This is a genomic window from Vibrio sp. HENC-03 (genome assembly GCF_000305755.2).
GTDB classification, from domain to species: Bacteria; Pseudomonadota; Gammaproteobacteria; order Enterobacterales; family Vibrionaceae; genus Vibrio; species Vibrio owensii.
The window spans coordinates 127,510-142,323 of the sequence record NZ_JH976047.1; the positions used below are offsets into that span (position 1 = coordinate 127,510).

At 47.3% G+C, this 14,814-nt stretch carries 1 protein-coding gene; it reads left to right on the top strand.

What is annotated here, in order from left to right; all coding sequences use genetic code 11:
• On the top strand, positions 1-14,731 hold a 14,731-nt coding region (locus VCHENC03_RS24615; protein WP_083481779.1), incomplete at its 5' end, for a T1SS-143 repeat domain-containing protein.
• Positions 14,732-14,814 lie beyond the last annotated feature (83 nt).

Consider the following 14,814-nt stretch of genomic DNA (forward strand, 5'->3'; position numbering starts at 1 on the left):
ATTCACGTTAAACGTAGCAACAGATGGCACTTACGATTTTACGCTGCAAGGCCCGATTGACCATGCAGCTAACAGTGACAGCCTGACGATTGATTTCCCAATTATTGCCACCGATTTTGATGGTGATACGACTTCGGCAACCATTCCAGTCACGATTACGGATGATGCACCAATCATCGATAATGTCGTGCCTCTGGCTGTGGATGAAGATGATTTGTCAGGCATTGGCTCAGACCAAACTGACGCTGTGTTTGTTGAAGGCGCGTTTACGACCACTCAAGGTTCAGACCGAGTGGTGAGCTACCAACTTGATTCAACTTCTGATCCTGTTTCAGGTTTAACTTCTCAAGGTGAGCCTGTTACTTTGGTAGAGACTGCGAATGCAGATGGCAGTTTCACTTACGTGGCTACCGCGGATGGCAATCCTGTCTTCACCATGAACGTGAATGCAGACGGCACATACAACTTCCGTCTAGAAGGTCCGGTTGATCATGCGTCAAACAGCGATGAATTAGTTCTAAACTTCCCAATCATTGCAACAGACTTTGATGGCGATACGACTACTGCGACCATTCCAGTTACGATTACTGATGATGTTCCAACCATTGATAACGTTGTCCCACTGACAGTAGACGAAGATGATCTCGCCTCAATTGGCTCAGACCAAAACGATGATGCGTTTATGTCGGGGTCTTTCAGCACAACTGAAGGCTCAGACAGCGTTGTTAAATACCAGCTTGATGCAACGGCAGACCCAGTAGCAGGGCTAACCTCTCATGGTGAGCCTGTCGTACTTGCTGAGACAACAAATGGTGATGGCAGCTTTACTTACACAGCCACAGCAGATGGCAATGCCGTATTTGAATTGGTTGTGAAACCAGATGGCAGCTACACCTTTACTCTGCAAGGTCCACTAGACCATTCGGTAAATAGTGACAGCCTACAAATTGATTTCCCGATTATCGCGACAGATTTTGATGGCGATACCTCAACAGAAACATTGCCTGTCACCATCGTTGACGATAAACCAACCATCACTGACGTAGATGCAATCCGCGTGGATGAAGATGACTTAGCGACGATTGGCTCTGACGGCTCAGATCCAATTTCAATCGATGGCAACTTCACTACAACGCAAGGCTCTGATGGGGTAGTAAGCTACCAATTAGATACTGCTGCAACGCCAGTTGATGGTCTAACATCACAAGGTGTGGCCGTCACGCTGGCTGAAACCGCAAACGGCGACGGTAGCTACACTTATGTAGCGACAGCAGGAACTGAAGCAGTATTTACGCTGACCGTTAATACGGATGGCTCATACAACTTCACGCTCCAAGGTCCAATCGACCATGCGACAGACAGTGATGAGCTGACGCTGAACTTCCCAATCATCGCGACGGATTTTGATGGTGATACCACCACAGAAACGATCCCAGTCACCATCGTGGATGATAAACCGACTATTACCGATGTCGATGCCATTACGGTTGATGAAGATGACTTAGGCACGATTGGCTCAGATCAGACTGACCCGATTTCAATCGATGGCAACTTCACCACCACACAAGGCTCTGACCGAGTAGTGAGCTATCAGCTCGATGCTTCTGCAACACCAGTGGCTGGACTCACATCACAAGGCGTGGCCGTCACGCTAACTGAAACCGCAAACGGCGATGGCAGCTTTACCTATCAAGCAACAGCAGGCACCGAGTCGGTCTTTACACTGACAGTGAACACTGATGGCTCTTATAACTTCACGCTTGAAGGTCCAATCGATCATGCTGTTGATAGTGATGAGTTAACGCTCAACTTCCCAATCATCGCGACCGACTTTGATGGTGACACCACAAATGCTACTATCCCGGTCACCATCGTGGACGATAAGCCAGTTATTACTGACGTGGATGCCATTACGGTTGATGAAGATGACCTAGCGTCAATCGGTTCAGACCAAAGCAATCCAATTTCTATTGATGGTAACTTCACCACCACACAAGGTTCAGACCGAGTGGTGAGCTACCAGTTAGATGGCTCATCAACACCAGTTGACGGTTTAACATCGCAAGGTGTGACGGTCACATTAACTGAAACTGCAAACGGTGATGGCAGCTTTACCTACGAAGCAACCGCGGGCTCTGAAGCGGTCTTTACGCTGACAGTGAATACTGATGGATCTTACAACTTCACGCTAGAAGGGCCGATTGATCACGCTGTTGATAGTGATGAGCTGACACTGAACTTCCCAGTTATTGCAACCGACTTTGATGGCGACACTGTCACAGAAACCATTCCAGTTACGATTGTTGATGATGTACCGACCATCACAGCGGTGGATGCGTTAAGTGTCGATGAAGACGACCTTAGCGGTGTGGGTTCAGACCCTGGCGGCGATCTGTTCGTTGAAGGGGCGTTTACAACCACACAAGGCTCTGACCGAGTGGTGAGCTATCAACTGGATTCAACCGTAGATCCTGTTGCGGGGCTGACCTCTCAAGGTGAGGCGATTATCTTGGTGGAAACCGCCAACGGTGATGGCAGCTTTACTTATGTGGCGACCGCAGACGGCAATCCGGTATTCACGTTAAACGTAGCAACAGATGGCACTTACGATTTTACGCTGCAAGGCCCGATTGACCATGCTGCCAACAGCGATAGCCTGACGATTGATTTCCCAATTATTGCCACCGATTTTGATGGTGATACGACTTCGGCAACCATTCCAGTCACCATTACGGATGATGCGCCAATCATCGACAATGTTGTGCCGCTGGCTGTAGACGAAGATGATTTATCAGGCATTGGCTCAGACCAAACTGACGTAGTGTTTGTGGAAGGCGCATTTACGACCACTCAAGGTTCAGACCGAGTGGTGAGCTACCAACTTGATTCAACGGCTGATCCTGTTTCGGGGCTAACCTCCCAAGGCGAGCCTGTTATTTTGGTAGAGACTGCGAATGCCGATGGCAGCTTCACTTACGTGGCTACCGCGGATGGCAATCCTGTTTTCACCATGAATGTGAATGCTGATGGCACATACAACTTCCGTCTAGAAGGTCCGGTGGATCATGCGTTAAACAGCGAGGAATTAGTTCTAAACTTCCCAATCATTGCAACAGACTTTGATGGCGATACGACGACCGCGACCATTCCCGTCACGATTACTGATGACGTTCCAACTATCGACAACGTTGTTCCACTCACGGTGGACGAAGATGATCTCGCCTCAATTGGCTCAGACCAAAACGATGATGCGTTTATGTCGGGTTCTTTCAGCACAACTGAAGGCTCGGACAGTGTTGTTAAATACCAGCTTGATGCAACAGCAGATCCAGTAGCAGGGTTGACCTCTCATGGTGAGCCTGTCGTGCTTGCAGAGACAGCAAATGGTGATGGCAGCTTTACTTACACTGCCACAGCAAATGGCAATGACGTATTTGAATTGGTGGTGAAGCCAGACGGCAGCTACACCTTTACTCTGCAGGGCCCACTAGACCATGCGGTGAATAGCGACAGCCTGCAAATCGACTTACCGATTATCGCAACAGACTTTGATGGCGATACGTCGACAGAAACACTACCTGTCACCATCGTTGATGATAAACCAACCATCACTGACGTAGACGCGCTCCGCGTGGATGAAGATGACTTAGCGACCATTGGCTCTGACGGCTCCGATCCAATTTCAATCGATGGAAACTTCACTACAACGCAAGGCTCTGATGGGGTAGTGAGCTACCAATTGGATGCGGCTGCAACGCCAGTTGATGGTCTAACATCACAAGGTGTGGCCCTCACGCTGACGGAAACTGCAAACGGCGACGGTAGCTACACTTATGAAGCGACAGCAGGAACTGAAGCCGTATTTACGCTGACCGTGAATAAGGATGGCTCATACAGCTTCACGCTTCAAGGTCCAATCGACCATGCGACAGACAGTGATGAGTTAACACTGAACTTCCCAATCATCGCAACGGATTTTGATGGTGATACCACCACAGAAACGATCCCAGTCACCATCGTGGATGATAAGCCAACTATTACCGATGTTGATGCGATTACCGTTGATGAGGATGATTTAGGTACGATTGGCTCAGACCAAACTGACCCGATTTCAATCGATGGTAACTTCACCACCACACAAGGCTCGGACCGAGTGGTGAGTTATCAGCTTGACGCTTCTGCAACACCAGTGGCTGGACTCACATCACAAGGCGTGGCAGTCACGCTAACTGAAACCGCAAACGGCGATGGCAGCTTTACCTATCAAGCAACAGCAGGCACCGAGTCGGTCTTTACACTGACAGTGAACACTGATGGCTCTTATAACTTCACGCTTGAAGGTCCAATCGATCATGCTGTTGATAGTGATGAGTTAACGCTCAACTTCCCAATCATCGCGACCGACTTTGATGGTGACACGTCTGCTGAGACAATTCCTGTCAAGATCGTTGATGACAAACCGACACTTGGTGGCATCGAAGCAACAAGTGTGCAAACGGTTGACGAGGACGATATCCCAACAGTCGGATCTGATGGTACGCAGTCGAACAGCATTGCAGGTAACTTCATCGCGACTGATGGCTCTGATGGCATTGTGGAGTACAGCGTTTCTGACCTAACGACTCCAGTACAAGGCCTGACCTCTGGTGGTCAATCACTGGTTATGGTTGAAGTATCAAACGCAGGTGGCGTTTCAGTTTACGAAGCTCGTATTGATGGCACGACGACACCAGTATTCCGTGTAACCCTCGATGCCTCTGATGACAGCTACACGTTCGATTTGCTTGCTCCTCTCGATCATCCAAATGCTGATGGCCAAAATGAACTTGTCATCAATTTGCCGATAAACGCGACTGACTTTGATGGAGACGTGTCGAACAACATCACCTTACCAATTACGGTTGTGGATGATGTTCCGACCATTGATGGTTTACTAGCAAGCAGCGAACAAACCGTTGATGAAGATGACCTACCAGCAGGTACGGATGCTGCAAGTGCAGAAGATACTGTTATTTCCGGTACTTTTGATATCACCGAAGGTGCTGACCTAGTTGCTTCTATTCAGCTGAGTGACCTGACCACGCCTGTTGCGTCACTGACTTCAGATGGTGAAGCTATCACCTTAGTTCTGTCTTCTAGCGCAAACGGCGTGAACGTATACCAAGGTGTCGCAGGCAATCCTGCTGAAGTGGTGTTCGAACTGACGTTGGATGCAACGAACAACACCTACGAGTTCGATTTACAGAAGCCGCTTGATCATCCCGATGGTAGTCAGCAAAACGAGATTGTTATTAACCTCCCTGTGACGGCGACAGATAATGATGGTGATACTTCACCAGCCTTCACATTGCCAATTACCGTTGTGGACGATGTTCCAGTTGTTACCAATATTGAAAGTCTACGTGTCGACGAAGATGACTTACCTCTTGGTTCTGATGGAACGAAAGAGCCATTAACGGTATCAGGTGAGTTCGAAGTCACTAGCGCAGATGGTATTGATGCTTTCGAATTGGATCTAAGCTCAAATCCTATCCCGAATCTGAAATCGGGTGGAGAAGAGGTAACACTTTCTCAAGACGTTGGCGCTTCAACTGCTGACGCGCTTGTTTACGTGGGACAAACACCGGGTGGAGTGACGGTCTTCACGTTGACACTTCATCAAGATGGTAAATACGACTTTGAGTTATCTGGTCAGTTAGATCACGCGGTTAACTCTGATGAAATTTTGTTGAATCTACCTGTGAAGATCACGGATGGCGACAACGATACCATCACTGCAACCTTGCCAGTGACGATCGTAGATGACAAACCAACCATTGATGCTATTAGCTCTGGTAGTACCTTGTCTGTGGATGAGGATGATATTCCAAGCCAAGGTTCGGACGACACGCCAGAATCCAATATCATTGGTGGTAACTTTGACGTTACGGATGGTGCCGACTCTATCGTTAGCTTCCAGTTGGATAGCTTGACGTCACCTGTATCTGGACTTACCTCAGGTGGTCAACCGCTTGAGTTGGTTGAGTTTTCAAATTCAAACGGTGTGATTGAGTACCGAGCTTATGTACAAGGTACGACGGACACCGTCTTTAAACTGACGCTAAATGGTTCAGCAGACAGTTATGAATTTGAACTGTTGGGTGCACTTGATCATCCTGCAGGTAACGATGAAAACTCGTTAGTCATCAACTTCCCAGTCAACGCGACTGATTTTGATGGCGATGTGTCCAATAACATTACCTTGCCGATCACCGTGGTGGACGATGTTCCTGCGATTGTAAAAGTGACAGACTCTAGCCAACAAACCGTTGATGAAGATGATCTTGCCGGTGGCTCAGACACGACAAGTGGCGATTCAACGGTATTAACCGGCGGATTTGAAGTCGTTGATGGTGCGGATGAGATTGTCAGTTACCAAGTTTCTGACCTCGATGCCGTTGTGTCTGGCTTAAATTCGAACGGCAACAGCATCGAGTTGAATGTGGTGAGCTCGGTTGGTGGTGTAACCAGTTACGAAGCGGTCATCACTGGTACATCAACTAAGATCTTCACGCTGTCTCTTGATGCGAATAACGACAGTTACCAATTTGAACTGTTGGGGCCAATCGACCATGACGCTGTTCAAGGTGAAAACAACCTTGTCATTGATATTCCAATTACAGTGACAGATTTTGATGGTGATACGTCATCATCATTGAACCTTCCAATCACCATTGTTGATGACATTCCTGAAATTACATCAGCAGATGCTTTGGCTGTTGACGAGGATGATCTTGCTAATGGCTCTCAGGCAACCAACAAAGACAGCCAGGAAGCAACGGGCAATTTCGATACGGTAGAAGGGGCAGATACGGTTGTCTCTTACCAGTTGGATCTTACTTCTAACCCGATCCCAGGAGTCACTTCAGGTGGTCTCGCGGTGACGTTAGTTCAAACCGCGGTAAGCAACAACAACTTTACTTATCAAGGTCAAACACCGGATGGTAACTCAGTGTTCACGCTAGTTTTGAACGCTGACGGCTCTTACAAGTTTACGCTTGAGGGTGCGTTAGACCATTCAACCCAAGGCGAAGATACACTCATACTCGATCTTCCAGTCTTCGCGACAGATGTCGATGGCGATACGGCCGGTATTCACTTACCAGTGACGATTACCGATGATGTTCCAACCCTGCACGATGCGTCTATTTCACGTATTGAGGGACAAGGAAACCGCACAGTTCGCTTATTCCGAGACCCTGTAGAAGGTGATGATGATCTTGGTGCTGACGGCGCACAAGTGACGTCATTCTCGGCTGATGATTCGGGTATTTACTTCAAGCAAAACGGTGTTGACTCGGACTCTGTTGATTTAAACGGCAGTAACCAAGTTGTGTTCGTTCACAAAGTTCTTGACGGAGTGGATACCGAAATCGGTCGTTTGATTGTGCGAACCGACGGCCGCGTGTCTTTCCGTCCAAATGACGATCTTGACCATACAGAAACCGATTCGATTGATTTCACCATCAACGTTGTTGCAACCGATGGTGACGGTGATACTAGTGATGCAGATGTTGATATCTCAATCACCGACCGTAACGCACAGATTAATACGTCATCCGTCACCGCGTTCGAGGACCAAGGTCGTGGTGGTGTTGTCGCAGGCGTGGATTCTGCAAATACCCAAGATAACCTATCAACCTTGGATGTGACGCCAGCGAAAGTCGATTTGGTTATCGATTTGCATGATATCGATCGTAACGAGAGCCTAGGTGACATCACTATTCGAGATGCCAATACTCACAACGGTACGTTTTACTATCGAGACGGTAGCGGCAACTACATTGAATTAACGCCTGTCGGTAATACGGTTGTGCTTGATGCATCAAATGTCGAGCAATCATTCAATGGTGAGCTTGTCTCGCTAGATAACTTGTACTTTGTACCAGATCGCCATTCCTCAACTGATGCTTCTGGTATCGATCCTCGTATCCGTGTGGAAATTCTTAACAATGGTACGCCAGACCACACGATTAATGGTCGCTTGGATATTGAAGTTGATGCGGTTGCTGATATTGCAACGTGGAACGCTAGCAGCACCTTCGATTACACCGTTGATGAAGATGGCAACAATGTTGAGTTAGACATTGAAGCGAACACGCAAGATATCAGTAACCCAGAGTCTATCGTATATGAACTTGTCTTTACCGAGGGTGGAGACAATGCGACGTTGGTTTACTCAGATGGTACACCTATTCCAGAAGCAGGTGGCAAATACCTAGTGGATGCGAGTCGTATTGACGAGGTTGAAGTGGATCCTTCGGAGCACTTCTCCGGCCAAATTAAGCTAGATGTAACCGCGATCACCACTGAAAGCACCAACCCACTAACAGGCAAAGAAACGGCGCGTTCTGAAACCGAAGAAATTGTGATTAACGTAAACCCAGTCGCTGACCAAGCAGACTTTGTGGTGAATCGCATCAACATTTTTGAGGATAACGCTCGAACTCAAGATACCGTTGACCCAGTGACAGACCACGATCCGCTCCAGTTGAGTGAAGTCATAACGATGACACCATCTGTTGATATCGACGGTTCGGAAGAGTTGTTTGTTCGTATTTCTAACTTTTCTGAAAACGGCGTTACGTTAGTGTGGCTGGATACTGCGAATCCAAGTCAAATAACCACAGTGACGGATGGTAGCGGTAATGTGCTTTATTATGAGATCCCGGAAGCGAATTTGGCGGATGTTGAAGTGCTTCCTGAGTTACATAGCAACAATGACTTCACATTCGATGTTGAAGGGATTGTAAAAGATAACGCTACGCTTTCTACTGGCTCAGTTCAAGATGTTCTCTCACTCGGAACTCAAACGGTTAATGTTGCGGTTAAAGGTGTTGCTGACATCCCAGACATTATCTTGCTTGACAAAGATATGGATTGGAAGGTCTTTAGCGATGGAACGACATCAGGTATCGAGACGACTATTCCAGAAAACGGCTCTGCGTCACTCAGTTTCTCGGTTGTTTCTGGTGAGTTCAAAGATAAGCCGTTAGATGGGTCTGAATCTTTAACTGTTATCCTGTCGAACATTCCAGACGGCGTTAATGTTGTGGATGCCGATGGCGGCAGTGTTGATTTAACCTTCGTAGGTTATGACGACAATGGTGAACCGATTTATGAGGCGAACATTACTGGATTGAACTTCAATTCTGGTATTCAAATCGTTCCGGAAAACTCGTCGACTGAAAATATCCATATCACAGGAACCATTATTGTCACAGAAGATGATGGTCATACTCGTGAAGTTGAGCGAGAAGTTCGCATTAAAGTTGAACCAGTGATTGATGCTCAAGACAACTATGTCGTTACGTCTGAAGGTAATGAAGATGCTCTGATAAACATTAATTGGGATCCAACCAACGCACAGAGTCCGGATACAGATGAGTTTTATGCTCAAGTAACCATTAGTGGTTTCCCTCCAGGCAGTTCTGTGTATGTTGACGGTGTATTACAAACTCTTACAGGAGACAGTATTACACTATCGCCAGAGGTAAATGAATCTGAGCAAGACTTCTCTTCACGCGTTACGCAAAGAGGGTACATTCAAGTTCAATTTGAACCAGATTCCAGCACGGATTTCAGCTTAAGTACGGAAGTTCTCGTAAAAGAAATCGATGCCGAGTACGTTGATTCAGCGAACCCAGGTGAGGGTATCGCTTCAGAAACGATTAATGGCACCGTCAATGTTCAAGTGAATCCGGTTGTAGAACCTGAAGACCTCAATGGTCCAGTCTCTGATCAAACCCGCCTGTTGGTTGAAGAATCTGATGGAACGGTTACGGATGTGATTCGTGCTGATGCTCAAGGCCATATCGATTTCACCATTAATAGCAGCGCAGGTGGCCAAACCGGTGCCAACATCATCAAGTATCAAGAGTTTGATAGCTCGTCTGATGAGGTGGTCACCCAACTTGTTGTGCAATTCGACAACATTGCCCCTGAAGTACTCGACCAGTTGATCATTGTTGGTGCGTCGAATGAAGGTAATGGCCGTTGGACGATCACTGACGAAGAAAACTTTACGATTATCGCGCCAGCAGGCTTAGACCTGACCCCTAACGACGACAGTGATGATGCGGATAATGGTGGCATCTCTTCTATTGGTTTGACGATTTTTGCTTTGGTTAATGACCTTGGCGAAGACACTGTAGAAGAAGATGCGACGGTACAGCGTCAGACCGATATCACGTTAGAATTCCCGACCACAATTACGCCGCAAACGAGCGTTGCTGCAGAAATTGAAGTGGATGATACGGTTCAGATTGATGGCAACGAAGATAATGTTGTTGATTTTGGTACTCAATTAGCCGCAAAAGTCACGACAGTCAATGCAGATGGTGTCGAGGATGTCCTTACTCTTGTTATTGACCCATCATCGCCAAATGTTGCACCGGGCCTAACAATAAGTGGTTCAGACGTTGATTTTGTCGATGGTAAGTTTGTATTCCAAGCGACAGTCGATGCGAGCGGCAACATTACTGGTCTAGATGGGCTCACATTGACGGTCGCACGTGACTGGGCGGGAGACTTTACGCTGCCGGTTACTTTTGTCACCACGGATACCGATTCTGGTGATGAGAAGATGATCACCGAACTCATTCCGGTTCAAGTATTGCCAATCGCTGACGTGCCAAGTTCATCTGGTGACCAACCATTAGATAACAATGTGACACCAGATGTTACGGTCGATATTACGGGCACGCTCGGTCTAGATGTTGACAAGCAACCAGTTAACGACCTTAACAATGATGTTCCGACTAACGATGGTATTGGCTACGAAGATGGCTTGATTCAACTTAACTTGAACGTCGACTTTGCAGACAATCGCAACAACTTACAATCAGGTAGAGAAACACTTACCAACATTAAACTCACGCTTGACGATACGACGTTAGGTGAGTTTGTTGACGCGAGTGGCAACTCATTGGGTACCAGCATCGAATTCAGTGCTGCTGAAATTGCTGCAGGTGCTCTAGATGAAGTGTTGTTCAAGCCGAAAGAGAATTACCCAGTTGGTGGCGGTCAAAATACCGTTCAAATTAATATCGAAGGGGAGATCACGGATACAGCAATCATCGATCAAACAACGCTTGCTAACCCTGGCGACGATACCGATGTTCGCACCTTCACTGATAACGTGTCGTTTGAAATCACACCAGTGGTTGATGACATTACGATAAGTGGTGCAGATCCTTCTCAACCTATCGTTGTCACAGGCGATGAAGATACCCTTGTTTCATTGACGCAGTCAGGCTCCGGCGTATCGGTGAGTCTAAATGATGATGATGGTTCAGAGCAGTTTGTTTCCTTGAAGCTTACTGGATTACCGACCGACTTTATTGTGACTTCTAGCTCTCCTGATTACACGGTGAAAAACAACGGTGGTGGTGAGTGGAGTGTTCAACTGAATGATTTGACACAAACGTCCGTTGATTTGAGCTCAATTCAAATCCAACCACCGAAAAACTTCAGTGGTGAAGTTGATATTGGTATTACAGCGTTCACACAGGAAGAGTTGCTTAAAGTACCTACGGAACACACTGGCAACTTCAAAGTGATCATTGATCCAGTTGGTGATGAGGTCGATGTTAACCCAGACACCTTAGTTTCAGGTAATGAGGGTGAAGACATTGAAATCAATATCAATGCTCTTGTGGTCGATAACCAAGAGTCGATTGGTGATGGTGCGAATTATGAAGAGAACGATCCAGAAACGCTTCGTGTAGAAATCGCGAATGTGCCAGACGGTGCAAGCATTGAACTTACCGACGGCACTGCATTTGCCGACCTAGGTGGCGGTGTGTTCGTTCTAGAGATTGATGCTCAAGATCTGGATAAAGTGGTCTTTAACTCTGGCGATCGCAACGATAACTCTTGGAATGGCACATTAGAGTTTAAAGTGCAGGCGGTTGATACAGGCTTAGATGGAAGCCAAAGCCTAGGCACACCGAAAGAGTTCGATGTTAATGTCGAAGTAGAAGCTGTTAACGACCGCCCAGAGTTCGTGAATACAGTGGATGTTGAAACGCAAGAGGATACTCCGTTACTGCTTGATGGCTTCAGCATCACAGACGTTGATGCGGTGCTAGATGATCCGAACGCTGAGTACGTGCTCAATGTTAATGTAGACAGCGGTATCTTGGAGCTCAACCCAACTCTCATCACTACTTACAACCTAACCGTGAGCGGTGATGGTACGGATTCCGTTGAGCTGAAAGGCACTGTGGCCGATCTAAACAATGCCATTGCAAACGGCCTGATTGAGTTCAATCCAGACCTGAACTTCTTTGGCGACGTTCAGGTGGACGTGACAGTCGATGACCAAGGCAATGAAGGTATCGTGATTGGTGGGGTAGATGACACCCTAAATACCAACAGCAGCAGCTTCAATATTGAAGTGATAGCGGTGAACGATACTCCAGAAACTACGCCAGTGTCGCTACCGGATATTGCAGAAGACAGTGGTGTGTTCTCTATCGCTGAAGCGGATCTTATTGCGAATGCGACAGACGTAGAAAACGACAACCTCACTGTTAGCAATGTTCAGTTAACCGATCCAAGTTCGGGCAGCATTACTTTCAACAGCGGTACTGGTGAGTGGGAGTTTACTCCAGCACCAGATTACAACGGTCCAGTTGAAATCACGTACACCATTACAGATGATGGCACGACAGATGGTGCATCCGATCCTAAATCGGTTAATGGCAGCGCGTCGTTCAATGTAACGGAAGTAAACGATGCACCAACAACGTCTGAAGTGACACTTTCTGATGTTGCGGAAGACAGTGCGGCGGTTGAGATTACCCAAGCTGATTTGTTGGCGAATGCCTCTGATATTGAGAACGACACGTTGACAGTGAGTAGCGTTCAATTGGTCGACCCAAGTAGCGGTACATTGGACTTCGATAACGTCTCAGGCACATGGTCATTTACACCAGCTCCAGGCTACAACGGTACGGTGAATCTGACTTACACCATTACCGATGACGGTACGACGAATGGTGCTTCTGATCCTCAGGCAGTGTCAGGAACGGCAACCTTTGAAGTCACCGAGGTGAACGATTCTCCGGTAACATCTGAGGTAACGCTAAGCAGTACGGAAGAAGATGGTGGCGCGGTGACGATTACTGCGACAGAACTTCTGAGTAATGCGAGCGACCCTGAATCGGATAACTTGACCATTAGTAATGTTGCTTTGGCAGACCCTTCGTCGGGTACGCTAACGCAAGTCAGTGCGACAGAATGGACGTTTGAACCTGCTGCAGATTTCTTTGGTGACGTTAACTTCACTTATGAAATCACAGATGACGGAACCACTAACGGTGCGCCAGACCCAATCACAATTGCTGGCACAGCAGTGTTGAATGTTGAAGCGACCAATGACGCACCTGAAATCACAGCTACGTCGGTAACGGATACGATTAACGAATCCGATGGCCAGAAAATTACGGGTATTAGTGTAAGCGACATCGACTTCACTGGTGCACAGGCGAACGAAATCATGACGGTGACTCTAGCGGTGACTGAAGGTGACGTTCGTGTTGAGCCGCCGGCAGGTAGTGGTGTCACTGTAGGGGCGGGTATGTTTGGTGAAATTATCCTAATGGGTACACCAGATAACATTAACTCCGTTCTTGGTGCGACAGATGCTTCTGAGGGCGTATTTGTGGATGCAGGAGACGTGGATGCCGCTTCAATCACCTTATCGGTGAAAGTTGAAGACAACGGTGTGTACTTCGAAAATGCATCGGGTACAGCATTGGAGGCGAATCAAGACTTCACTATCAATGTGACCCCAGTGGCTGATGCGCCAACGTTAGGTATCGATCCTCAGTTTAACTACGTTCGTCAAATTGCTGCTAGCCAAACCGCGAGCAGTCAAGGCCTTGCAATTGTGGGTATCATGGCGGCGTTGACTGACATTGACGAGGTACTTTCACTGGAACTAACGGGTGTACCTGCTAGTGCAGAGGTGACAAGCGGTGTTTCTCCATCAGACATTAGCTTCGATGGCACCACTTGGACAGTACCAAGCGATGAAATTGATACGCTAGAAATTGTGGCGACAGACACCAACAGTGGTATTGATATCGGTTCTTACGATATTTCGGTTACTGCGATATCAACAGAATCTAATGGTGATGAAGCGCAGTCTTCGCCTGTCCAAATTAGTTTGGATGTGAGCGGTGATAACGACGATATTGATCAGTCAAGCGCAACAGACGACAGCTACTTAGTTGGTGGAGACACAGGCATTAACTTAACTGGTGGGGTAGGTGACGACCTTATCGTAGGTGGCGATGGTGATGACGTGCTCATCGGCGGTTTAGGTTCAGACATCCTAACTGGTGGTGACGGCAGCGATACGTTCAAGTGGACGGTGGATTCTGTTGACGAAGGAGCAGTGGATACTATTACTGACTTTACCGTGAACGAAGACAGTATCGATTTGCGCGAGGTCATCTCTGATCTTAACAATCCGATGATCGATATGGATGATCTGCTTGGCCACATTTCGGCAGACTACGATGCGGCTACCGAGGCGGTATCGTTAAACATCACGACCGACACCAATGTGCACCAAACCATCGTTGTTGAACACTTAGGTGATGCGCTGGACTTTAACGGTCTGAGTTCGAACGAGATTGTTGAGTCACTGCTAAACAATAATGTGCTTGCCAATGGTTAACACAGCCTAAAAGCAAAAGCGCGATAGCTAATAGAGTTATCGCGCTTTTTTGTGTCTGGTATAAAAAGCAGTGTGCTGATTGA